Annotated in this window: 31 protein-coding genes; 22 read left to right on the top strand and 9 right to left on the bottom strand. The window is 35.6% G+C overall.

The window, feature by feature from the left end; translation table 11 throughout:
- Nucleotides 1–53: 53 nt before the first annotated feature.
- On the bottom strand, nucleotides 54–290 hold the full coding sequence (locus EKQ63_RS21200) for a glutaredoxin family protein (protein ID WP_000717880.1): 237 nt from the start codon (nucleotides 288–290) through the stop codon (nucleotides 54–56).
- Between the two features lie 233 nt (nucleotides 291–523).
- Between EKQ63_RS21200 and EKQ63_RS21195 the strand changes: the two genes are divergently transcribed.
- From EKQ63_RS21195 to EKQ63_RS21155, 10 genes are all read left to right on the top strand, one after another.
- Nucleotides 524–760 carry a YkuJ family protein gene (locus EKQ63_RS21195; RefSeq protein ID WP_000055151.1) on the top strand — a complete coding sequence of 79 codons (237 nt, stop codon included), beginning with the start codon at nucleotides 524–526 and terminating at the stop codon, nucleotides 758–760.
- A gap of 200 nt (nucleotides 761–960) precedes the next feature.
- The gene (locus tag EKQ63_RS29965) at nucleotides 961–1,110 is read left to right on the top strand and encodes a hypothetical protein (protein WP_000440538.1); all 150 of its coding nucleotides are present in this window, start codon (nucleotides 961–963) and stop codon (nucleotides 1,108–1,110) included.
- Between the two features lie 74 nt (nucleotides 1,111–1,184).
- A complete protein-coding gene (locus tag EKQ63_RS21190; protein ID WP_000896650.1) occupies nucleotides 1,185–1,703 on the top strand; it encodes a ribonuclease H-like YkuK family protein in 519 nt (172 codons plus the stop codon).
- A gap of 107 nt (nucleotides 1,704–1,810) precedes the next feature.
- Nucleotides 1,811–2,002 carry an antirepressor AbbA gene (gene abbA / locus EKQ63_RS21185; RefSeq protein ID WP_000817794.1) on the top strand — a complete coding sequence of 64 codons (192 nt, stop codon included), beginning with the start codon at nucleotides 1,811–1,813 and terminating at the stop codon, nucleotides 2,000–2,002.
- 170 nt (nucleotides 2,003–2,172) lie between these two features.
- On the top strand, nucleotides 2,173–2,616 hold the full coding sequence (gene cbpB / locus EKQ63_RS21180; RefSeq protein ID WP_000623566.1) for a cyclic-di-AMP-binding protein CbpB: 444 nt from the start codon (nucleotides 2,173–2,175) through the stop codon (nucleotides 2,614–2,616).
- 142 nt (nucleotides 2,617–2,758) lie between these two features.
- Complete coding sequence (locus EKQ63_RS21175; protein ID WP_087954442.1) at nucleotides 2,759–3,643, top strand: transcriptional regulator CcpC; 885 nt, start codon at nucleotides 2,759–2,761, stop codon at nucleotides 3,641–3,643.
- Between the two features lie 71 nt (nucleotides 3,644–3,714).
- On the top strand, nucleotides 3,715–4,437 hold the full coding sequence (dapD, locus tag EKQ63_RS21170; protein ID WP_000783248.1) for a 2,3,4,5-tetrahydropyridine-2,6-dicarboxylate N-acetyltransferase: 723 nt from the start codon (nucleotides 3,715–3,717) through the stop codon (nucleotides 4,435–4,437).
- A gap of 61 nt (nucleotides 4,438–4,498) precedes the next feature.
- Nucleotides 4,499–5,629: an N-acetyldiaminopimelate deacetylase gene (locus tag EKQ63_RS21165; RefSeq protein WP_087954443.1), complete on the top strand. Its 1,131-nt coding sequence runs from the start codon at nucleotides 4,499–4,501 to the stop codon at nucleotides 5,627–5,629.
- A 254-nt stretch (nucleotides 5,630–5,883) separates the two neighbouring features.
- On the top strand, nucleotides 5,884–6,750 hold the full coding sequence (locus EKQ63_RS21160) for a cytochrome C oxidase assembly protein (protein ID WP_087954444.1): 867 nt from the start codon (nucleotides 5,884–5,886) through the stop codon (nucleotides 6,748–6,750).
- A gap of 84 nt (nucleotides 6,751–6,834) precedes the next feature.
- The gene (locus EKQ63_RS21155) at nucleotides 6,835–7,500 is read left to right on the top strand and encodes a potassium channel family protein (RefSeq protein ID WP_000504032.1); all 666 of its coding nucleotides are present in this window, start codon (nucleotides 6,835–6,837) and stop codon (nucleotides 7,498–7,500) included.
- Nucleotides 7,501–7,538: 38 nt separating this feature from the next.
- On the opposite strand, the gene rnjA is transcribed toward EKQ63_RS21155, so the two are convergent.
- On the bottom strand, nucleotides 7,539–9,206 hold the full coding sequence (rnjA, locus tag EKQ63_RS21150; protein WP_000670368.1) for a ribonuclease J1: 1,668 nt from the start codon (nucleotides 9,204–9,206) through the stop codon (nucleotides 7,539–7,541).
- A gap of 4 nt (nucleotides 9,207–9,210) precedes the next feature.
- Nucleotides 9,211–9,423 (bottom strand): DNA-dependent RNA polymerase subunit epsilon, encoded by a 213-nt coding sequence (locus EKQ63_RS21145; RefSeq protein ID WP_000576444.1) that lies wholly within the window; start codon nucleotides 9,421–9,423, stop codon nucleotides 9,211–9,213.
- A 547-nt stretch (nucleotides 9,424–9,970) separates the two neighbouring features.
- On the opposite strand from EKQ63_RS21145, the gene EKQ63_RS21135 reads away from it, so the two are divergent.
- Nucleotides 9,971–10,744, top strand: a complete 774-nt coding sequence (locus EKQ63_RS21135; protein ID WP_000998288.1) for a Cof-type HAD-IIB family hydrolase — start codon at nucleotides 9,971–9,973, stop codon at nucleotides 10,742–10,744.
- Nucleotides 10,745–10,805: 61 nt separating this feature from the next.
- Here the strand turns inward: EKQ63_RS21135 and def are convergent, their stop codons facing one another.
- Both def and EKQ63_RS21125 read right to left on the bottom strand, forming a co-directional pair.
- Complete coding sequence (gene def / locus EKQ63_RS21130) at nucleotides 10,806–11,360, bottom strand: peptide deformylase (RefSeq protein ID WP_046197916.1); 555 nt, start codon at nucleotides 11,358–11,360, stop codon at nucleotides 10,806–10,808.
- Between the two features lie 167 nt (nucleotides 11,361–11,527).
- Nucleotides 11,528–11,674 carry a YjcZ family sporulation protein gene (locus EKQ63_RS21125; protein ID WP_000274562.1) on the bottom strand — a complete coding sequence of 49 codons (147 nt, stop codon included), beginning with the start codon at nucleotides 11,672–11,674 and terminating at the stop codon, nucleotides 11,528–11,530.
- Between the two features lie 513 nt (nucleotides 11,675–12,187).
- On the opposite strand from EKQ63_RS21125, the gene pdhA reads away from it, so the two are divergent.
- From pdhA to EKQ63_RS21100, 5 genes are all read left to right on the top strand, one after another.
- Nucleotides 12,188–13,303, top strand: coding sequence for a pyruvate dehydrogenase E1 component subunit alpha (gene pdhA / locus EKQ63_RS21120; protein ID WP_000536893.1), 1,116 nt, complete (start codon nucleotides 12,188–12,190; stop codon nucleotides 13,301–13,303).
- Between the two features lie 3 nt (nucleotides 13,304–13,306).
- Nucleotides 13,307–14,284, top strand: a complete 978-nt coding sequence (pdhB, locus tag EKQ63_RS21115) for a pyruvate dehydrogenase complex E1 component subunit beta (protein WP_000068166.1) — start codon at nucleotides 13,307–13,309, stop codon at nucleotides 14,282–14,284.
- A 92-nt stretch (nucleotides 14,285–14,376) separates the two neighbouring features.
- Nucleotides 14,377–15,666, top strand: a complete 1,290-nt coding sequence (gene pdhC, locus EKQ63_RS21110; protein WP_000863427.1) for a pyruvate dehydrogenase complex dihydrolipoyllysine-residue acetyltransferase — start codon at nucleotides 14,377–14,379, stop codon at nucleotides 15,664–15,666.
- Nucleotides 15,667–15,671: 5 nt separating this feature from the next.
- Nucleotides 15,672–17,084 (top strand): dihydrolipoyl dehydrogenase, encoded by a 1,413-nt coding sequence (gene lpdA, locus EKQ63_RS21105; RefSeq protein ID WP_000260111.1) that lies wholly within the window; start codon nucleotides 15,672–15,674, stop codon nucleotides 17,082–17,084.
- 236 nt (nucleotides 17,085–17,320) lie between these two features.
- Nucleotides 17,321–17,554, top strand: a complete 234-nt coding sequence (locus tag EKQ63_RS21100; RefSeq protein ID WP_087954445.1) for a hypothetical protein — start codon at nucleotides 17,321–17,323, stop codon at nucleotides 17,552–17,554.
- Here EKQ63_RS21100 and EKQ63_RS21095 read toward each other — a convergent pair.
- On the bottom strand, nucleotides 17,551–17,943 hold the full coding sequence (locus EKQ63_RS21095) for a DUF1885 family protein (protein WP_087954446.1): 393 nt from the start codon (nucleotides 17,941–17,943) through the stop codon (nucleotides 17,551–17,553). The two genes, EKQ63_RS21100 and EKQ63_RS21095, sit on opposite strands and share 4 nt — an antisense overlap.
- 127 nt (nucleotides 17,944–18,070) lie before the next feature.
- Here EKQ63_RS21095 and EKQ63_RS21090 point away from each other — a divergent pair, with 127 nt between their 5' ends.
- From EKQ63_RS21090 to EKQ63_RS21075, 4 genes are all read left to right on the top strand, one after another.
- Nucleotides 18,071–18,367, top strand: a complete 297-nt coding sequence (locus EKQ63_RS21090) for a DUF3055 domain-containing protein (RefSeq protein ID WP_011040622.1) — start codon at nucleotides 18,071–18,073, stop codon at nucleotides 18,365–18,367.
- Nucleotides 18,368–18,563: 196 nt separating this feature from the next.
- Nucleotides 18,564–18,692, top strand: coding sequence for a GapA-binding peptide SR1P (locus EKQ63_RS21085; RefSeq protein ID WP_000536778.1), 129 nt, complete (start codon nucleotides 18,564–18,566; stop codon nucleotides 18,690–18,692).
- A gap of 59 nt (nucleotides 18,693–18,751) precedes the next feature.
- Nucleotides 18,752–18,880, top strand: a complete 129-nt coding sequence (locus EKQ63_RS21080) for a GapA-binding peptide SR1P (protein ID WP_000536805.1) — start codon at nucleotides 18,752–18,754, stop codon at nucleotides 18,878–18,880.
- 45 nt (nucleotides 18,881–18,925) lie between these two features.
- The gene (locus EKQ63_RS21075; RefSeq protein WP_087954448.1) at nucleotides 18,926–19,054 is read left to right on the top strand and encodes a GapA-binding peptide SR1P; all 129 of its coding nucleotides are present in this window, start codon (nucleotides 18,926–18,928) and stop codon (nucleotides 19,052–19,054) included.
- Nucleotides 19,055–19,088: 34 nt separating this feature from the next.
- On the opposite strand, the gene EKQ63_RS21070 is transcribed toward EKQ63_RS21075, so the two are convergent.
- A complete protein-coding gene (locus EKQ63_RS21070) occupies nucleotides 19,089–19,919 on the bottom strand; it encodes a protein-glutamine gamma-glutamyltransferase (protein ID WP_000635351.1) in 831 nt (276 codons plus the stop codon).
- A 75-nt stretch (nucleotides 19,920–19,994) separates the two neighbouring features.
- Nucleotides 19,995–21,467, bottom strand: a complete 1,473-nt coding sequence (gene speA / locus EKQ63_RS21065) for an arginine decarboxylase (protein WP_000084887.1) — start codon at nucleotides 21,465–21,467, stop codon at nucleotides 19,995–19,997.
- A gap of 366 nt (nucleotides 21,468–21,833) precedes the next feature.
- On the opposite strand from speA, the gene EKQ63_RS21060 reads away from it, so the two are divergent.
- On the top strand, nucleotides 21,834–22,103 hold the full coding sequence (locus EKQ63_RS21060) for a UPF0223 family protein (protein WP_087954449.1): 270 nt from the start codon (nucleotides 21,834–21,836) through the stop codon (nucleotides 22,101–22,103).
- Between the two features lie 80 nt (nucleotides 22,104–22,183).
- Here EKQ63_RS21060 and EKQ63_RS21055 read toward each other — a convergent pair whose 3' ends face one another.
- Nucleotides 22,184–22,810 (bottom strand): YktB family protein, encoded by a 627-nt coding sequence (locus EKQ63_RS21055; RefSeq protein WP_143881480.1) that lies wholly within the window; start codon nucleotides 22,808–22,810, stop codon nucleotides 22,184–22,186.
- 206 nt (nucleotides 22,811–23,016) lie between these two features.
- Between EKQ63_RS21055 and EKQ63_RS21050 the strand changes: the two genes are divergently transcribed.
- Nucleotides 23,017–23,205: a hypothetical protein gene (locus tag EKQ63_RS21050; protein WP_001250168.1), complete on the top strand. Its 189-nt coding sequence runs from the start codon at nucleotides 23,017–23,019 to the stop codon at nucleotides 23,203–23,205.
- The last annotated feature ends 8 nt before the right edge of the window (nucleotides 23,206–23,213 follow it).

Raw genomic sequence — 23,213 nt, 5'->3', positions numbered from 1 at the left:
GCATACTTCCAAAATATAGCGGGATAAAAATAGGAATAGGTTTTTACCTATTCCTATTCTATATTAAGAAGTTGTTGTAATTTTTCAATTTGAAAACCAGCAACAACTTCTCCATCAATTACAACCGTCGGAGTTGAATAAGAATCATAGTCATATAAAAGACGATTGCGAGCAGCGGCGTCTTTTTTTACGTCAAATTCTTCGTATACAACGTTATTATGCTTTAAAAATTCTTTCACAATAACACATGGCGGACAATCAGGTTGTGTGTAAACCTCAATTTTTTTCATTGCAATTCCTCCTTTTTACTGTTTTTTATTATATTCTTCCAGTATAAAAATCGCAATAAAGAAGGGAAAAGATGTTCTTTCTGTTTTTTCCTTCGTATTTCGACAAATTTTTAGTTGAGTTTCTGGCCAATAACCTTTATCCTAGAGTGTGGAACATTTTTTCTGCTATGACGGATAGAATGAGTATAGCTGTAAAACCTATTGGTAGGAAGATCAGAGAAAGGAGAGATTTCATGTCTCTACTCCAAGGAATTTTAACTCGACTTGTTAGTCTACAAGAACAAGCTGAAAGCGGTGAAGTAGCACAACGCTATTTTGAAGTGAACGGTGAGCGCAAATGTAGCGTGAAATTTTTCGATAAAAGTGAAATGTATGAGTTAGAAGTGTATCAACAAGGTGAAAAACCTCAAGTGTATCAATTCGATAATATCGACATGGTTGCAATTGAGATTTACGATATCATTTCTTGATACATATAAAAAAGGTGTTGCCATAGGGCAACACCTTTTTTAGTTCTATTACTTTTAGTATATATGTATAAGGATTTTTCATTTTTCCTACAATGGTAATAAAGTGAAAGTGTAATTAGTAGGGTTTCTTCGGCCTATACTGTTTATTATCCATCACCAATTGTAAATAGCAGGATGAAAATAGTGAGGAGGTGTGTTATATGGAACGTTTACCAGTTGTGATTTGTCCTAATTGTCACAATTCTGCTGAGATTATTCATGTACTAACGGCTCAATCGAATCAAAACGTAATTTATACGTGCCAAGTTTGCCAATATGTAATTCGGAATATTGAAACGAATAAAGGGTAGGGAGTTATAATTTTTGTTTTTGTCCCATACAATGAGAATACGAAAAGTCTGTCTAATTGAAAGGACGTGACTATGTGGCCGGTGAACATAAATTTTATAATGTTTCAGAGAGACATTTAAATTTTGATATGGTCTTTACCCGTATTTGTAATTTCATTGAAAAGGATCCGCGAAATTTATATCGTTTATCCATTGGGACAGACTCACAAGCACATCAAAAGGATACGAGGTTTATTACGGCAATTCATATTCATCGCGTTGGAAAAGGAGCCTGGGGATGTTTACACCATCAATCAGTAAAAGATAAGCCAGCAACTTTACGCGAGAAAATATATTTAGAGACGCAGTTTAGTCAAGAAATTGCATGCCTATTTACTCCAAATCATATACAAACCATATGGGATTTATTGCATCCATATGCTCAAGATGGGGCTGGTTTTATAATGGAGATTCACTTAGATATCGGAAATGATGGTTTAACAAAAGAGTTTATTCTAGATATGACAGCGAAAATTCAAGCGATGGGATTAACTGCAAAAATTAAGCCAGATGCTTATGCGGCGTTTAGTTATGCAAATCGATATACGAAATAAAAACAATTTATATATTCCCTCCACTAAAAACTGAATATTACATCTATTAAATAGGCTGAAAATTTTATATAATAATGGTAACGATGCGAGTATAAGGAGAGGGGTATATGAAAAGGGAATTTGTTTTAACGGAAGAAGAGGAAAGTTTGTTACTAGATATTTTATTTCAGCAAAATTATGCGAGTGAAATTTTAGCTGTGGAACTTACAGATATTGAGAATGGTTTAAAAAAGACTGACGTGATGCAATATAAAAAAATCACAAGGTTATTTTACAGATTAAAAAATAAAGGGTATTAAGCGCTACCGGAATGGTAGTCTTTTTTTTGTGTTATATGCTAAAATAGCTGTGTAATTTTGTTTTTTACTGAAAGAATGTAAGGACAAAATAATAATGTGAAAACGCTGTCATAAAATGTGAATAGAGCCGGTAATTATAAGCAGGAAAAAGGGAAAATGGGGGATGTAATATGATTAGTATTCCAAAAGACGAGTTTCAACAAATTTTTGTAAAAGATTTAATGATTTCATCAGAAAAAGTAGCACACGTCCAAATAGGGAATGGTTTAGAGCATGCTTTACTCGTACTTGTGAAATCTGGATATTCGGCGATACCTGTTTTGGACCCGATGTACAAATTGCATGGGTTAATTAGTACTGCTATGATTTTAGACGGTATGTTAGGGCTAGAACGCATTGAGTTTGAAAGACTTGACGAAATGAAAGTAGAGCAAGTAATGAAGAAAGATATTCCGGTTCTTAAGTTAGAAGATTCATTTGCAAAAGCATTAGAAATGACTATTGATCACCCATTTATTTGCGCTGTTAATGAAGATGGGTATTTTGAGGGGATTTTAACGCGTCGAGCGATTTTAAAATTGTTGAATAAAAAAGTAAGGCAACATAATCGATAATGTGAGAAAAGTGACTTCATAGAACCGAAGAAGTCACTTTTTTTTCGTGCATATCAGTTGTGTATGTATTATATTTAAAAAGATAAAAAATATAAGCGTATGTAGTTAAATTAAGGATGAAAAGCTTATTGAGATAAGGTGTATGGAAGCTAAGGAAAGAGGGAGAAAGTTGCAAATTGATGATTTTCAAATGATGGTTGTGTTAGCACAGGAATCAAATATGAGAAAAGCGGCGGAACGTTTATTTGTTTCACAACCTGCGCTTAGTCAACGATTACAATCTATGGAGAAACAATGGGGAATGAAGTTTTTTATTCGCTCGCAAAAAGGATTGACAATTACACCTGAAGGGGAAAAAGTCGCAAATTACGCAAAAGAAATGCTACAAAGGGAAGAGGATATTAAAAGTGAGCTAGCTGTTTTTAGAACAGAAACTCATGGGACGTTAAAAATAGCTGTCGCATCAGTTATTGGTCAATATTGGCTTCCTCCTGTTTTGAAGAGGTTTGTACATAAATATCCTTCTGTGAAAATATCGCTGTTTACTGGCTGGAGTAGTGAAGTGCAAAAGCAATTTTATGAAGGAGACGTTCATGTTGCTATATTGAGAGGAACACAAGAATATAAAGGCCAGAAGCAACAATTATTTGAAGATGAACTTTATTTAGTGGATAAAGAAATAAAAGATATTTCGATGTTAAAAGAAACAAATAGACCATTTATTCAATTTAAAAGTGATTCGACTTATTATGGACAAATACAAAATTGGTGGTATGGTTTATTTTCTAATCCACCTAAGAGAACAATTGTCGTTGATCAAATTGAGACTTGCAAACAACTCGTTTTAAATGGTATAGGTTATGCTCTTTTACCTTCTACTGTTTTAAAAGAAGTACAGGAAAATATGTATAAAACACCTGTCCAATTAACGAGAGAAACATGGTTATTGACGAGTGAATCAGCTAGACAATTGAAGCAAGTACAAGCATTTTTAGAAATTATAGAAGAAATTCAAATGGAAAAATAGGATTATTATCTTGCTACTCGCTCTATCGTTTGGTAGAGTAACATTATAAATGGATTTAGGAGGCAACAAGAATGAAAATGATGGACGCTAACGAAATTATTTCGTTTATTCAAAAAAGTGAAAAGAAAACTCCTGTAAAGGTATACATAAAAGGGGATTTAAAAGAAGTAACATTCCCTGAAACGGTACAAGCATTTGTAAATAAAAAGTCTGGTGTATTATTTGGAGAATGGTCTGAAATTAAGACAATTCTAGATGAAAATAGCAAGTACATTGTTGATTACGTTGTTGAAAATGACCGTCGTAATTCTGCAATTCCAATGCTTGATTTAAAAGGTATTAAAGCTCGTATTGAGCCAGGTGCGATTATTCGTGACCACGTTGAAATCGGCGACAACGCTGTTATTATGATGAATGCAACAATTAATATCGGTGCTGTAATTGGTGAAGGGTCTATGATCGACATGAACGCGGTACTTGGTGGACGTGCAACTGTTGGTAAGAACTGTCACGTAGGTGCAGGCGCAGTACTTGCAGGTGTTATTGAGCCACCTTCAGCAAAACCAGTTATCGTTGAAGACGATGTTGTTATTGGTGCTAACGTAGTTGTGTTAGAGGGAGTTACAGTAGGTAAAGGTGCAGTTGTAGCAGCAGGAGCTGTTGTGACAGAAGATGTACCTCCATATACAGTTGTAGCAGGTACTCCAGCACGTGTAATTAAAGAGATTGATGAGAAGACAAAAGCAAAAACTGAAATTAAACAAGAGCTTCGTCAATTAAACCCAGAGAAATAAAAACAAAAAAGCGTAAGAGCATAAACAGGCTCTTACGCTTTTTATAGATAGAGGTGCAAAAATGGTAGTAAGCAAATTTGTTCAAATTCGTAGAGACTTACACAAAATACCGGAAATTGGATTTAAAGAGTGGAAAACACAACAGTATATTTTAGATTACATAGGAACGCTTTCGAATGAACATGTGGAAGTGAAAGTATGGAGAACAGGTGTCATTGTTAAAGTAAAGGGAAGAAATCCAGAAAAAGTTATAGGTTATCGCGCAGATATAGACGGTTTACCAATTACAGAGGAAACTGGATATGAGTTCGCTTCTGTTCATGAAGGAATGATGCATGCATGTGGACATGACTTACATACGACAATCGGTTTAGGCCTCCTAACAGCAGCTGTAACAGAAAGAATAGATGATGACCTTGTATTTCTATTCCAACCAGCTGAAGAAGGGCCTGGAGGGGCCCTTCCTATGTTAGAGAGTGAAGAGTTAAAAGAATGGAAGCCGAATATTATTCTCGGCCTTCATATTGCACCTGAATACCCTGTAGGAACAATTGCTACAAAAGAGGGGCTATTATTTGCAAATACATCAGAGTTATATGTTGATTTAAAGGGGAAAGGTGGACATGCAGCTTATCCTCATACTGCAAATGATATGATTGTCGCAGCTAGTCACCTTGTTACACAGCTTCAGTCCGTTATTAGTCGTAATGTAAACCCGCTTGATAGTGCAGTAATTACAATCGGAAAAATAACAGGCGGTACAGTTCAAAATATCATAGCAGAAAAGTCTCGGTTAGAAGGAACGATTCGAACGTTATCAGTGGAATCAATGAGTCGTGTTAAAAGTAGGATTGAGGCAATTGTTGCAGGTATAGAAGCTTCCTTCCAATGTAAAGCGGTTATTGACTACGGAGCGATGTATCATCAAGTATATAACCATGAAGCATTAACGAGAGAGTTTATGCAATTTGTAAGTGAACAAACTGATATGAAAGTAATTACATGTACCGAGGCAATGACAGGTGAAGATTTTGGTTATATGCTTCAAGAGATTCCTGGATTTATGTTTTGGCTTGGGGTAAATTCAGAATATGGTTTACATCATGCAAAATTAAAGCCAGATGAAGAGGCTATTGAGAAAGCTATCGTATTTTTAGATCAATATGTAAAGTGGAAGGGAACTAGAAAGTAAATTTGCTCGCCAACTTGGTAACAATTTAAAGTGGGTATTCGTTAGTTCCAAGGTGAAAACATCTTTTATATTTGTTTTGGATACACATCGGCATACAAATGGATAAAATAATGAGCAGTGGTTTTGAGCCGCTGCTCATTATTCATTATCGCTTATTGAGAAGATGATTAGTTAACTAGCTTATATATGTTTACAATTCGTGTGGAGAGTGTGTAAAATCAAGGTGAAACGTAGAAAAAAGGGTGGGGAATTACGTGCAGATTAGCAGTGCGATTTTATGTTTTGTTTTATATACATATGTTATTATTGCAGCGGTTTATTTTGGGATAAGTTTTTATGCCTACCGTTTAGCGAATAATAATGAATATGAAGAGACATACAACTGGGTGAAAAGGTATTTATCACCTGTACTAGAAATTATGAATGGGTTTGTTCTTTTTTTATTTATTGGATTAATTGCTTTTTCAACGAGCTTAGTAGGAAATAAGACTACATTATTTGTACTAGGTATCATTATTTTTATGCTATTAGGAATTCGTATTGGTAATACGGTATTTTGGAATGAGAGAAAAGTAGATGGTTGGACGGGAATGCTAATACCGTGTATGTTAGCTGCTATCGTGACGAATATAGAACATGAATATTATCAGTTGCATTTTTGGCTCATAATTGTTTTAACAATTCTCTCTGTTTTGTATATAAGTACTGTTGTGCTAACATACATTGCAAATGAAAAGGGAGATATAAAAGGCACTCATTTCTTTAGAGGGCGTGCATTGTTATGGAGTGTGCCAACGATGGCGGTTATAGCAATTATTGCGATATTAGTAAATGGGTATCAATTTACTAATTGGCAACTGTTTTTAGAAAATTGGTGGATTTTCATTCTTTCGTTTATCGCTTTTTTAGGTACAACGCATTACTTATTCCATCAACATCATTACATATTGGCATTGCTATTCGCATTTACACAACTATTATTTGCTTTTTTCGGACAAGAAACGTTATTATTCGTTTTTGAAACATTTAGTTCATTCGGAAACATATTTGTATTTGGTATGTTAATTTTCGGTATCGCATTTTATTTACAACAGTATTTTTATATGCAAAAACAAAAATAAAGAATGATATACAGGTTTTTGTAGCAAATCTAAAGTATGTTACAATAAAAATACATAGTATTCGATGTTATTGGAGGAATTTCTGTGGGTGAAAAAGAGAAAGAATTTGCTGTCATTGGGCTTGGGCGTTTTGGTGGAAGTATTTGTCGGGAACTTGCTCAATTAGGTATGGAAGTAATGGCAATTGACTCAGATGAGGATAAAATTAATGAGTTTGCAAATATAGCTTCACATGCTGTAATTGCAGATTCAACAGATGAGATGGTATTAAAAAGTCTTGGTATTCGTAATTTTGATCATGTAGTCGTTGCGATTGGAGACAATTTAAATTCAAGTATTTTAACAACGTTAATTCTGAAAGAGTTAGGTGTAAAAAATATTACTGTAAAAGCTCAAAATGATTATCATGAAAAAGTATTAAGTAAAATAGGAGCAGATCACATTGTGCACCCAGAGCGCGATATGGGAAAAAGGATTGCTAATAATATTGCATCAAGTAATGTATTAGACTATCTTGAGCTTTCAGACGAGCATAGTATTGTAGAGATTATTGCAAATAAAAAAATTGATGGTCATTCTTTAATCGAATTAGATATTCGTGCGAAGTTTGGATTGAATATTGTAGCGATTAAACGTGGTAAAGAAGTTATTGTATCCCCTCGAGCTACGGAAAACATTCAAGCGGGAGATATATTAATTGTAATTGGTCATGACGATGAAGTAGATCGTTTCAAGCACTTTTTAAGATAAGAGAAAAGGACAATACCATAAAGGTATTGTCCTTTTTCTTATATCTCCATAATGATTGGTAAAATCATTGGACGACGTTTCGTTTTCTCATATAGGAATGGTGCTAATGTATCTGTAATTTCATTTTTAATTTCAGACCATTGTGTTGTTTTACGTTCCATTACTTTTTCTAAATGAGTTGTAATTAATGTTTGAGCATCATTAATTAAATCACTACTTTCACGCATATAAACAAAACCACGTGAGATAATATCAGGCCCTGCTGCAACTTTAAATTCTTTCATATCAATGCTTACAACGACAATAACAAGTCCTTCTTCAGAAAGGATACGACGATCGCGTAATACGATATTACCGATATCTCCAATACCATTTCCGTCAATATAGACAGATCCAGATGGTATTTTACCAGCTACACTTGCTTCATCTGAACGTAAGGCAAGAACATCACCATTATCCATAATGAAACAGTTTTCTTCTGGAATACCACAATCATTTGCTAATTTCATATGCATACGTTGCATACGATATTCACCATGAATTGGCATGAAATACTTCGGTTTAATTAGACGAAGCATTAGTTTTTGTTCTTCTTGTCCACCGTGTCCACTCGTATGAATGTTTGACAGTTTTCCGTGGATTACATCAGCACCAGCACGGTACAACATATTAATTGTACGGCTTACACTAATTGTATTACCAGGGATTGGTGAAGAAGAGAAAACAACTGTGTCGCCAGGAATGATTTGAATTTGACGATGGGTACCATTAGCAATACGTGAAAGTGCTGCCATTGGCTCTCCTTGACTACCTGTACATAAAATAACAACTTTATTAGCCGGTAGACGATTTAATTGAGATGCATCTATAAATGTATCTTTCGGACAGCGAATATAACCGAGGTTTTGTCCAATTTCAATTGCTGCCTCCATACTTCGGCCAAATACAGCCACTTTACGATTGTTTTCAACAGCCGCTTCAACGACTTGTTGCAAGCGATGGATATTTGATGCAAAGGTTGCAAAGATAATACGACCTTCTACTTTGCGGAAAATATCTTGAATACTATCACCAACACGGCGCTCAGACATTGTAAAGTTTGGAACTTCACTGTTTGTACTGTCAGATAAGAGACAAAGTACACCGTCTTTTCCGATTTCAGCCATTTTTGTTAAGTCCGCTGGTTCACCAACCGGTGTGAAGTCAAATTTGAAATCTCCAGTATGAACCACTTGTCCTTGAGGTGTTTTCACAACAACTCCGTATGAATCTGGGATACTGTGAGTTGTACGGAAGAAGGAAACAGATGTCTTTTTAAATTTAATAACATCATCTTCTTGAATTTCATAAAGCTTTGCTTTACGAAGTAATCCGTGCTCTTCTAATTTGTTTTTGATTAGTGCAATTGCTAATTTTCCGCCATAAATCGGAATGTTCACTTGACGTAATAAGTAAGGAATTCCACCGATATGATCTTCGTGACCATGTGTAATGAATAATCCTTTAATTTTATCTTCGTTTCGCACAAAATAAGTGTAATCTGGTATTACATAATCGATTCCGAGGAGTTCGTCTTCTGGAAACTTAATTCCAGCGTCAATTATAATAATTTCATCTTGAAATTGAACAGCATATGTATTTTTACCGATTTCACCAAGTCCACCTAAAGCAAAAACGGCTGCTTGATCATTCTTTAGAAATTTCATATGACTATACGATTTCCGCTAATGTTAAATCAGCGTTTTCTTTTTCATATTCAAGATGATTGCCAGTCACAGACTGAACGAATTCGATATTATATGCGAACTTATTTAATTTTGTACGAACATCCTTCTCAGACGTAGCCTCTAAATATAAAACTTTTGTATTTTCACGTACTGGAACCTCAGTCATTTTTTCTTGATAAAATACTTTAAAAATCATTTGGAAAACCTCTCCTTGTCTATGTTTTGCATTATCTGTTACTTATTATAAAGCAAACAGTCACGATTTTCATGTTTTTTCGAATGAGAATGAAGAAAAAGCCCGAAATGGGCACAATTTAAGCGATCGTCTTTTTACGGACTAGATCTTTTAAATAACGCTTCAGCTTTTTCTTCAGCTTCTTCAGCATGATTACTCCTTCCTTTCCTTATTTTAAACATGCATATTACTAGTGAAAACGCCGTCTCTGATATAAGAAAGAGGACAAAAGTGAATGTTGAATCTTGTCTTTTCTCATACAGAGAAAGCTATTCTATAGTAACGATTAGTAGCCGTTAGTTATAGATATAGTATGAGAAAGAATAGAAAAGAAAATTCATACGAACAAGTATCCACATTTTTTACTAATATATATATGCAGGTTTCATAAATAAGGTCAGAAAGTGAACGCTTTCTTCACAGATGTTTAATATGTTATACTTTTTTTTAGCATTTGAAAAGCGATAATCAAAATAGGAATATAGAGTAACAGAAAGGATTTTGACAAATGAATGATAAAATTGTCTTTTTTGATATTGATGGAACATTATTAGATCATGATAAGAAGATTCCGCAATCTACACGAGATGCAGTAAGACAGTTACAAGAAAAAGGCGTGCATGTAGCAATTGCGACAGGACGTGCACCATTTATGTTTGAAGATATTCGTAAGGAACTGAATATCCACAATTATGTTAGCTTTAATGGACAGTACGTTGTATTTGAAGATGAGGTAGTATTTAATAACCCATTACATCCAGCTGCTCTACATAAGTTTACTCAGTTTGCAAAACAAGAAGGATATCCGCTTGTATATCTTGATCATCAAGAAATGAGAGCATCAGTGGAATATCATGATTATGTGAAAGAAGGGTTTGGCAGTTTACATTTTGAGCATCCGGCATATGAACCTGATTTTTATGAGAAGCGTAATATTTATCAAACACTTCTTTTCTGTGAAGTAAATGAAGAAGAAAAGTTTATAAATCAGTATCCAGACTTTCATTTTATTCGCTGGCATGCGTATTCAATGGATATTATTCCAAATGGTGGTTCTAAGGCAAAAGGGATTGAGAAATTCATTGAAAAATTAGGATTTAACCGTGAACAAGTGTATGCATTTGGGGATGGCTTAAATGATTTAGAAATGATTGAGGCGGTTGGGACAGGTATTGTGATGGGGAATGGTCATGAAGACTTGAAAAAACTTGCGAATCATGTGACAAAGGATGTTAGTGAAGACGGTATATATCACGGTTTAAAATGGGCTGGGTTGCTATAAGTGAATATGGAATCTATTTCATATAGTAAAAAGGCGGAAGAGTATATTCCGCCTTTTTTTACTATCGCTCCAGAGGTTTTGAATCGTCAGGAGCGGCAAATGGATTTTCTTTATTAATGTGGTCATAGAACATAACACCATTTAAATGGTCAATTTCATGTTGAAATACAATTGCTGGTAACCCTTTTAAACGTAATTTTACTTCTTCGCCGTTGATAGAAGTTGCTTTCACTGTAATTCTTGTATAACGAGGGACATAACCAGGTACTTCACGGTCTACTGATAGACAGCCTTCACCACTTTGTAAATATGTACGTTCAACAGAATGGCTAATGATTTTTGGATTGAATAATGCATGACTATATAACGTACCGTCCGTATCTGTTACATGAACCGCAATCATTTTCTTTGAAATACCGATTTGCGGAGCCGCTAATCCGATTCCAGGGCGTAAACTATATTTTTCAGCCATTTCAGGATCTTGGCTATTTATTACAAATTCAATCATTTCTTTAAGGGTATTTGTATCTTCTTCGCTTGCTGGTAGTACTACCTCTTCTGCAACGTTTCGCAAAATAGGATCTCCTTCGCGAATTACATCTTTCATTGTAAGCATATGTAATCTCTCCTTTCCCCTTTAGTCTACCAAAGGAGATGGAAAAAGTCATCGGCAAGTAAGGAGAAGCGATTTGGAAAGCATTTTACTATAGATCGGTTATGTAGGAATAAAAAGAAAGAGACGGCAGAGCCGTCTCTTTCTTTCCATAGTTGTTTCATTTTACATTAGCGAATGCAAGCAGCACCAACGATAATTAAAAGAATAAACAACACAACGATTAAGGCGAAGCCGCGTCCAGACCCACCACAAGAACCGCCATAACCGTAGGAAGGATATGAACAAGTTGGATAGCAATATGAATATCCGTACATGAGATGACCTCCTTTATCATTTCCCGCTAATACTGCGGTTACTATAATGTATGGAGGGAAGAGTAGAAATGTATGGGTAATTACCTATAAAAGGAAGAAGAGTTTGTATATTTTTGCTAAGAAGAGAGAAAAACTAAAGGGAATTAAATCGTTTACATATTATTCTAAGAGAAAAAACAAGTTAAAAAGGGAATAATATAACAGTAGGTTAATGCTTACTAATACAGATGTGAAAAATAAAAACACGTTTGTGTAGGAGAAACCTGCAGATTATTTATAAAAAAACGTATTCAAAGTAATTGACATCGTAATTAGAATAGTTGTAAACTAAAAAACGTGATCAAGATTGTATTAATATGTTTCTGAAAAAACATTAGTACAGATTGTTAGGTACACAAAATTATTCTCAACCGACAAATAAATTTGTTGGTTTACATTGTTGCGGTTTCCATCTAGCGAATAGATAGTGAAAGCGTTTCAGAATATGGTTCAAGAGAGGAAGAGGTGAACGGAATGGGTACTAAAACAAAAAAGACCCTATTTAATGTTGATGAGCAAATGAAAGCTATCGCAGCTCAATTTGAAACATTACAAATTTTAAATGAAAAAGGCGAAGTTGTGAATGAAGCAGCTATGCCTGAATTATCTGATGATCAATTAAAAGAATTAATGCGCCGTATGGTGTATACTCGCGTACTAGATCAACGTTCTATTTCTTTAAACCGTCAAGGACGTTTAGGTTTCTACGCACCAACAGCTGGACAAGAGGCTTCTCAATTAGCAAGTCATTTCGCACTTGAAGCAGAAGATTTCATCTTACCAGGATATCGTGATGTGCCACAATTAGTATGGCACGGTTTACCATTATACCAAGCATTCTTATTCTCTCGTGGACATTTCATGGGTAACCAAATGCCTGAGAACGTAAATGCACTTGCTCCACAAATCATCATCGGTGCGCAAATCATCCAAACTGCTGGTGTTGCGTTAGGTATGAAATTACGTGGTAAAAAATCTGTTGCAATTACTTACACTGGTGACGGTGGTGCTTCACAAGGTGACTTCTACGAAGGTATGAACTTTGCGGGTGCATTCAAAGCTCCAGCAATCTTCGTTGTACAAAACAACCGTTATGCAATCTCTACTCCAGTAGAAAAGCAATCTGCAGCTAAAACTGTAGCACAAAAAGCAGTAGCAGCAGGTATTTACGGAATCCAAGTAGACGGTATGGATCCATTAGCTGTATACGCAGCAACTGCTTTCGCTCGTGAGCGTGCAGTAAATGGCGAAGGTCCTACTTTAATCGAGACTTTAACATTCCGTTACGGTCCACATACAATGGCTGGTGATGACCCAACTCGTTACCGTACAAAAGATATCGAGAACGAATGGGAACAAAAAGATCCAATCGTACGCTTCCGTGCATTCTTAGAAAACAAAGGCCTATGGTCTCAAGAAGTTGAAGAGAAAGTAATCGAAGAAGCAAAAGAAGATATCAAACAAGCAATTGCTAAGGCTGACCAAGCTCCAAAACAAAAAGTTACTGATTTAATGGAAATCATGTACGAAAAAATGCCTTACAACTTAGCTGAACAATATGAAATTTACAAAGAAAAGGAGTCGAAGTAAGCCATGGCTCAAATGACAATGATTCAAGCAATCACTGATGCTTTACGCGTTGAAATGAAAAATGACCCTAACGTACTTGTGTTTGGTGAAGACGTTGGTGTAAACGGCGGTGTATTCCGTGCTACTGAAGGTTTACAAGCTGAATTCGGTGAAGACCGTGTAATGGATACTCCACTTGCAGAGTCTGGTATTGGTGGACTTGCAGTTGGACTTGCACTTGAAGGATTCCGTCCAGTTCCAGAAATCCAATTCTTCGGTTTCGTTTATGAAGTAATGGATTCAATTTCTGGTCAATTAGCTCGTATGCGTTACCGTTCTGGTGGACGTTGGACTGCTCCAGTAACAGTTCGTTCTCCATTCGGTGGTGGTGTTCATACTCCTGAACTACATGCTGATAGCTTAGAAGGTTTAGTGGCTCAACAACCTGGTCTAAAAGTTGTTATTCCATCTACTCCATACGATGCAAAAGGTCTTTTAATCTCTGCGATTCGTGACAACGATCCAGTTATCTACTTAGAGCATATGAAATTGTACCGTTCATTCCGTCAAGATGTACCAGAAGGCGAATACACAATTGATTTAGGCAAAGCTGATATCAAACGTGAAGGTACAGATGTATCTGTTATCGCTTACGGTGCTATGGTTCACGCTGCATTAAAAGCTGCTGAAGAACTTGAAAAAGAAGGTATCTCTTTAGAGGTTGTTGACTTACGTACAGTTCAACCATTAGATATCGAAACAATCATCGCTTCTGTTGAAAAAACAGGCCGCGTAGTTGTAGTTCAAGAAGCTCAAAAACAAGCTGGTATTGCAGCTAACGTTGTAGCGGAAATTAACGACCGTGCAATCTTAAACTTAGAAGCTCCAGTTGTACGTGTTGCAGCTGCTGATACAGTATTCCCATTCTCTCAAGCTGAGAGCGTATGGTTACCAAACCACAAAGATATTGTTGAAGCTGTTAACAAAGTAATGAACTTCTAATTTTTACTTATTCATGTGCAAAAGAAATCAGCACATGCTGATTTCTTTTGCCATATTCCATAATAAAGAAATGAATCAGGGGGCTGAATTCCGTGGCATTTGAATTTAAACTACCAGATATCGGTGAAGGTATCCACGAAGGTGAAATCGTAAAATGGTTTATTAAACCAGGCGACGAAGTAAACGAAGACGACGTACTTCTTGAAGTACAAAATGATAAAGCAGTAGTAGAAATTCCTTCTCCTGTTAAAGGTAAAGTACTTGAAGTACTTGTAGAAGAAGGTACGGTTGCAGTAGTTGGAGATACATTAATTAAATTTGATGCTCCTGGATACGAAAACCTTAAATTTAAAGGCGACGATCATGACGAAGCTCCTAAAGCTGAAGAAGCAAAAGAAGAAGCTCCTAAAGCTGAAGCTACTCCAGCAGCAACTGCAGAAGTAGTAAATGAGCGCGTAATCGCTATGCCATCTGTTCGTAAATATGCTCGTGAAAACGGCGTAGACATTCATAAAGTAGCTGGTTCTGGTAAGAACGGTCGTATCGTAAAAGCTGACATCGATGCATTTGCAAATGGTGGACAAGCAGTAGCAGCAACTGAGGCTCCAGCAGCAGTAGAAGCTACTCCAGCAGCAGCGAAAGAAGAAGCACCAAAAGCACAACCAATTCCAGCTGGTGAATATCCAGAAACTCGTGAGAAAATGAGTGGTATCCGTAAAGCAATTGCGAAAGCAATGGTTAACTCTAAACATACAGCTCCTCACGTAACATTAATGGATGAAGTAGATGTAACTGAACTTGTTGCTCACCGTAAGAAGTTCAAAGCTGTTGCAGCTGACAAAGGTATTAAATTAACTTACCTTCCATACGTTGTTAAAGCTTTAACATCTGCATTACGTGAATATCCAATGTTAAACACTTCTTTAGATGATGCTTCTCAAGAAGTAGTTCATAAACATTACTTCAACATCGGTATCGCAGCTGATACAGACAAAGGTCTATTAGTACCAGTTGTTAAAGATACAGATCGCAAGTCTATCTTCACAATTTCTAACGAGATCAATGATCTTGCTGGTAAAGCACGTGAAGGTCGTTTAGCTCCTGCTGAAATGAAAGGCGCTTCTTGCACAATTACAAACATTGGTTCTGCAGGTGGACAATGGTTCACTCCAGTTATCAACCACCCAGAAGTAGCAATCCTTGGTATCGGCCGTATCGCTGAGAAACCAGTTGTGAAAAATGGTGAGATCGTTGCAGCTCCAGTATTAGCATTATCTCTAAGCTTTGACCATCGTTTAATTGACGGCGCAACTGCTCAAAAAGCATTAAACCAAATTAAACGTCTATTGAATGACCCACAATTATTAGTAATGGAGGCGTAATAACAATGGTAGTAGGAGATTTCCCAATTGAATTAGATACAGTCGTTGTTGGTGCAGGTCCTGGTGGATACGTTGCGGCAATTCGTGCAGCACAATTAGGTCAAAAGGTAGCAATCATTGAAAAAGCTAACCTTGGTGGCGTATGCTTAAACGTTGGATGTATTCCTTCAAAAGCGTTAATCAATGCAGGTCATCGTTATGAGAATGCAATGCATTCTGATGACATGGGTATCACTGCAGAGAACGTAAAAGTTGACTTTACAAAAGTTCAAGAATGGAAAAACGGCGTAGTTAAGAAATTAACTGGCGGTGTTGAAGGCCTTCTTAAAGGTAACAAAGTTGAAATCATTCGCGGTGAAGCTTACTTCGTAGACGCTAACACATTACGCGTAATGACTGAAGATGCAGCTCAAACTTATACGTTTAAAAATGCTGTTCTTGCAACTGGTTCTACACCAATCGAAATTCCAGGATTCAAATACTCTAAACGTGTTATCAACTCTACAGGCGCTTTAAGCTTACCTGAAATTCCTAAAAAACTTGTTGTAATCGGCGGCGGTTACATCGGTATGGAATTAGGTACTGCATATGCTAACTTCGGTACAGAAGTTACTGTAGTAGAAGCTGGCGACGAAATCTTAGCTGGTTTCGAAAAAGCTATGAGCTCTGTTGTTAAACGTGCTCTACAGAAAAAAGGTAACGTAACAATCCATACAAAAGCTATGGCTAAAGGCGTTGAAGAAACAGAAACTGGCGTAAAAGTTAGCTTCGAAGTTAAAGGTGAAATCCAAACTGTAGAAGCAGATTACGTATTAGTAACTGTAGGTCGTCGTCCAAACACTCAAGAAATCGGTCTTGAGCAAGTTGGAGTTAAAATGACTGACCGCGGCATCATCGAAATCGATGAGCAATGTCGTACAAACGTACCAAATATCTATGCAATCGGTGATATCGTTCCTGGACCACCATTAGCTCACAAGGCTTCTTACGAAGGTAAAGTAGCTGTAGAAGCAATTAGTGGCCATGCGTCAGCTATCGATTACATCGGAATTCCTGCAGTATGCTTCACTGATCCAGAATTAGCATCTGTTGGTTACACTAAGAAACAAGCTGAAGAAGCTGGAATGACTGTAACTGTATCTAAGTTCCCATTCGCTGCTAACGGTCGTGCATTATCATTAAACAGCACTGACGGTTTCTTACAACTTGTAACACGTAAAGAAGATGGTCTTCTTGTAGGTGCTCAAGTTGCAGGTGCAGGCGCTTCTGATATTATTTCTGAGATTGGTTTAGCTATCGAAGCTGGAATGACAGCAGAAGATATCGCTCAAACAATCCACGCTCACCCAACATTAGGTGAAATCACAATGGAAGCAGCTGAAGTTGCTCTTGGAATGCCAATTCACATTGTAAAATAATTTAAGTAATGAAAATAGCCCATCTCTTATTTAAAGAGATGGGCTATTTTTTACTTTATAATAAAAATGGCTTGCAAGGTCTTTATACGTACTTGTCGAATGAATATATAATAATTTAATTGAATCGTTAAAACTTATAATCCAAAAGCCATATATATGCTTTCGTGTAATATGTAATTGATTCAAACTTAATACCATATATTAATAAAATAGAGCATGTCAAAGGAGAAGGTTCCATGAGAATATTACATGTTATATTTTATCATTTTTTATTATGGAGTGGTTTTTCCGTTGTATTATCATTGTCAAATGGTGATAAGTTGCATTATAAAGTCATTCTATTTTTTGTATTTCTTTATTTAGCATATGTGATCGCATATTTTGTATTGCAAATTAGAAAGCAGGCATTATTTCTTACGTGTTCAAATTGCATACTTTTCTTAATTATATTTTCTATTTTTTTAAATTAACGTGTATAGAAATACATTGTTCTTCCATTAAATAATTGTAACTCTCCTTCTAATTTCTTCGCTAGAAAACGGCAAAATTCATTTGCTTTTCCTTTATCACCAAATGTTGCATTAGGTGGTAAAGAAACTTGAATATAAGTTTGTTCCTTTTCTATACCGACACCAACATAAATGGAGTCATATCGATCGTGAGTAGATTGTAGTTTGAATGTTGTTGCTGATGTATCTAAAATTTCATACGGAAAAGCGGTATTTGTATAAGCGTAATTAATTTGAACACCAGTTTTGGAAGTAACTGTTTTATAATAATGAAAAAGTTGTTTTATATCATCTATTGAAACAGATTGTTGATTGGATTTAGGTACAAGCGTAATAAAGGCATGTTGCATATAAGTTCCCCCTAACTTAGTAGAATACTACCATTCTACATCCTACTGAATTTTTTGACAATTAAAAGGAGTATTCCTTTTTTTGTTTAATATACTAATGAAAGGTGATATAGAAAGGTGGAAACCGATGTTTGAAAAATTGTATGATGAGCATGAAAGTGTGAAGGTACGATTTTTGGGGTTTATGACACATGATACTCGTTATGATTTTGGTGTTATTTATACAAATATGTTTTTTGGAAAGCCACTTATTGTTTGTATGCAAACAGGAAGGTCTACTTTACTTGGACGAGATGATGTAGAGAATGTTCAACATTTGCAGGAAGTGTTCAAATTAGGTTCAGAAGAGGAAGCAGCTGAGTTAGCTCAGTTCTTCTCATTTCTAGTTCCATCTACATCTTTGCATGCGGAATACGAAGAATAAATAATGTAAAACAGTCGTACGTATAAATATGGCTGTTTTTTTGTTTGAATATCGCATACTAATTTAAAATTAAAATATTTAATGTGTTATACTAAAAACCTATTGACGTAAAAAGTATAACATATTAAAATAAAGACAGAAAGTTAAGCGGTTACAAAAAAGTTTTTGGGATTATAAACTTAGGGGGAAATGAAAAATGGGAACAATCGTATGTCAAGATTGTGAAGGTACAATTGCACACTTCGAGGATGAGAAAGTAACGGTACTTTACGGGAAATGTGGATCTTGCGGATGTGATCACACAGAGCATACAAAAGCCCAATAATTGATAGGAAATGGACAGCTGAAAGTTTTTAGGACCATAAACTTAGGGGGAAATGAAAAATGGGAACAATCGTATGCCAAGTATGTGAAGGAACAATCGGACATTTTGAAGATGAAAAAACGACAGTGCTTTACGGAAAATGCGGAACAAATTGTGACTGTGCTAGTAGAGATAATGCGAAAGCTTAATGATAAATAAATAGATTACTATTAAAACTCAGGGGGAAATGAAAAATGGGAACAATCGTATGCCAAGTATGTGAAGGAACAATCGGACATTTTGAAGATGAAAAATCAACAGTACTATACGGGAAATGTGGATCTCATTGCGACTGTAACCATAAAGAACATACAAAAGCTTAAATAAAAAAAGCGCCTACATATGTAGGTGCTTTTTTTAATAAACTGTAGTTGTGTTGCCAACTGTTGCAACAATGGCATCATCTCTAATCGGAATAAATCCTATGGATGTCTGTGGTGTGCTAGGAGAAGCGTGGTAGCTCATAAGACGGCTATCAATACGGGTAATAGTATCGGTTAAGAAAGCGGAAATAAAAGCGTAAGGGACTCGTCGCTCATTTAACGCGTATATAATTTCTTCTTTTGTTTTTACACCTACGCCATGCCCATAAAAAAAGAAATTTCCTAGATAGATTGTATTTTCTCCTTGCCACTCGATTGTAGCTGGGTTCACTTGTGGATTTTTAAAGTAAACGAGATCACCTGGGACAAGATCGCCACCCGTCTTTGTTATGAGCTTTAAATCTTGATCGTAGTCCCACGTATAAAGTAAAAGGTTTGCAAAGAGACGGTTGAAGGTTTCTTCCTCATATAATGCTAGTAAAGCTTTGTAAAAAATAATGATCATAGCGGTGGCACATTCAGTTCCATATAGTTTTCCGTTTTTGAAAATATCTTGTATGGCAATGGAAGGGGGTATGTTTGGAAGGAGCTCGAATCCTCCAAGAGATGTTCTTTTCCAATACTGAGGGTTACAAAAAGATTGTTGAAATGTGCGAAACTGAAAACCACTTTGAAAAAGTTCTAATGCAGAAGTAATAATATTAACACGCAAATTTAGATCAAAGCTGAGTTCACCAGATGTTCGGAAGGAATAGATTTCTTGATTTCCTGCCATTATAGATAAAATTTGTTGTTTCTCATTTGCAAATGGCTCATATTCATTTGTGATATAAGGATGTACAATAGAACGGCCTATTACAATCATAATAGTATCCCCACCTATACGTTACATTACATAATATCGTATGAGAAAAGGCCAAAAGGGTGAAAGAAAAGCCTATCAACTGATAGGCTTGTACTCTTTAATCACGCGTAATGTTTGTAATGTCATATCTTCAGGACCTTGTACAGGTAAACCTGCTTCTAAGTTTTTACGAATATACTCTAAGTTATCTTGTGTAATAATTTCCCCCGGAGTAAAGATTGGAATCCCTGGCGGATAAACCATAACGAAATCAGCTATAATACGACCTGCTGCATTTTCAAATGGGATGACTTCTGTTTCCGAATAAAAAGCATCTCGAGGAGAAAGTGCTAAAACAGGTATTTCTGGAATTTCTACTTGCACTTGAACACCTTTATCAGCTTTATTTTTAAATGTTGCTGATAAATCTTGTAATGCTGCAATAAGTGTATTTGTCTCACTTTCTGTATCCCCAAAAGTGACAAGACATAGTATGTTGTATAAATCTGAGAGCTCTACTTCAATGTTATATTGCTCTCTAAGCCATACTTCAGCCTGATGGCCTGTAATACCTAAATCTTTTACAGATACAATTATCTTTGTAGGATCATAGTTAAAAGTAGCATCCGTACCTAGCATTTCTTTCCCTGGACAGTAAAGATGTTCAATATCATTTATAGCATCACGAACTTGTTCCGCTAATTGTATTGTTTGTTCTATGAGTGCCGTTCCTTCTGTAGCAAGACGTTTTCTAGCAACATCTAGGGAGGCTAACAAGATGTAAGACGTTGATGTAGTCGTAAGCATGCTAATAATAGATTGAACATGTTTTACGTTCACAAGACCTTCTTTTACATTAAGAATAGAACTTTGCGTTAAAGATCCACCTAATTTGTGAACACTTGTTGCTGCCATATCTGCACCGGCTTGCATCGCTGACATCGGCAGTTCATCGTGAAAATGAATATGAACACCATGAGCCTCATCAACGAGTACAGGGATATCGTAAGAATGTGCTAATTGTACAATCTGTTCTAAGTCCGCAGCAAAGCCAAAGTATGTTGGGTTAATAACAAGTAGGCCTTTCGCATCTGAGTGCTCTTCAAGTGCCTTTTTGACAGATTGAATTGTGATTCCATGTGAAATACCAAGTTTTGGATCAATTTCAGGATGCATGAAAATAGGTTTTGCACCTGAGAAAATAATAGCTGACATTACTGATTTATGCACGTTTCGTGGTACTAGTATTTTGTCACCAGGACCGCAAACGCTCATCACCATTGTCATAATTGCGCCACTTGTACCTTGAATAGAAAAGAAAGTATGATCCGCACCAAATGCAGCGGCTGCTAAATCTTGTGCTTCTTTAATCATACCTTTTGGATGATGTAAATCATCGAGCGGCGCAATATTAATTAAATCAATTGCTAATGCATTATGCCCAATAAATTCGCGAAATTCAGGATCCATGCCCTGTCCTTTTTTATGCCCTGGAATATGGAATTGAATTGGATTTCGCTTACTGTGCTCAACTAAAGCGGTAAACAATGGTGTTTCGTATTGGGACAATCTATACACCCCTTCTTTTTTTAATATTTATTAGAGTTTGTTTTATATAATCTTGTTCTAAAAAAGTTACGTTCTTTTTTAGAATGAGACTTGTTTTTCTGCCATTCACAAAAGCTTTTTTGAGATGGGAGCTTCACTTTATTTTCTATAAAACAAAAGCATTATATCACCAATAATTATAGATGTATAGCAAAAAATATTTTTACGGTGAGTATGTTAAATAGTTGCTTACTACTAACTTCTAGTGGAAGGCAATTCCATTAAAATGAATAAATAGTGTATAATGCAAAGTGGCTATAGTGAAGTAGAAAAAATCACTTTAAGATAGCGTATTGAAATAAGAAGAAATGATAAATGAGGTGCGAAATGGAATATCAATATCCGTTAGATTATGATTGGTCCAATGAGGAAATGGTTACAATTGTGAAGTTTTATGAAGCGATTGAGAAAGCATATGAAAAAGGAATTGTAAGAGAAGAATTAATGGGTTTATATCGTCGTTTTAAAGAGATTGTTCCATCGAAAGCAGAAGAAAAGAAAATTGATAAAGAGTTTCAAGAAGTAAGTGGATATTCTATATACCGTGCGATTCAAAAGGCTAAAGAAATTGAAGAAAAAAAGCTTGTTAAAATGTAAAAAAATTTTGAAAAATAAAAACTGAAGTGATATAATGTGATAACAACTAAAAACGGACAATATAAATTGTCCGTTTTCTACTATCTATTACAAAGTGCATATAAAGGAAGGAGTGATTGCATCGTAGATTCAATCTTAGCAAGGAATTGTTCGTTGGTCATTGCTGAAAACTCCTCTGGTGATATATGAATACCAACTAATAATTCTGCTTTTTTCACAGTAGCTAGACGTTCAATCATCTTTTGTAAATCATTTGTTTCAAGTGTTTTATGTAATTTTACACCTGGTTTAGTATGGTCAATGGACCAAACGAAGTCATTTGGAATATTTGTTTTTAAATCATTTATATGTTCTAAGAAGGCGTGAGCCGTCTCCACTTTTTGTGGACACTCATAGATTAAACCAAAGTATATGAAGGCATGAGTACCCCATAATCCAATTTGGAAATGTGGTAGCATTTTATATCCGCGTTTATTTGTTGAAAAAGCAACCCAAGTATCGTTTGGTGGATTGACTTTGCGACGTGCGTGTTTTGCTACATGATAAAAAAAGTTCTCATCAGTTTGTTTGGATAAATACGCTGCAAACTGTTCCCCTAAAGCTTCTAGCTTAGGATGAATGTTCGTTTTAATTGCACTCATTCGTTCTTCGAGACCATCAACTGTAAAGACCTCAAAATCAGTTGATTTGAATGTTTGTAGTGTCATGATTGTTCCTCCAACTCCTATTTTGCTTTTATTTTAGCATAGCTTGTACTATTCATAAAAAAAACAGCACAAAAAAATTTAAATAAAAAAATATAATTTTGTTGCATAGATGATTTATCCAACATAGTATAGTATAAAACAAAAAATCAGAAAATTTAATCAATTCTAGTCCGAGGGCAGACGAATATTGGGAGGAGGCAAATAATATGAGACAGGTGATTAATGCGTTAAAGAGAACAGATGCTGAAAAGAGAATACCGGTGCTACGTTTGGAGCTAGATTATGAATTAGCGACTTTATATGATGCGATGATGGAAAATGATAAACAGAAAAAAGAAGAGTGTGTACAAAAGTTAGAAGTGTTAAGACTTGAAATGATTCGTTTAGAAGCGTAATAATAGTA

The sequence above is a fragment of the Bacillus sp. BD59S genome, from assembly GCF_007363175.1.
In the GTDB taxonomy this organism is placed as follows: domain Bacteria; phylum Bacillota; class Bacilli; order Bacillales; family Bacillaceae_G; genus Bacillus_A; species Bacillus_A pacificus.
Note: the sequence above shows the minus strand (reverse complement) of the source record. Positions and strands in the feature narration are given on the sequence as shown.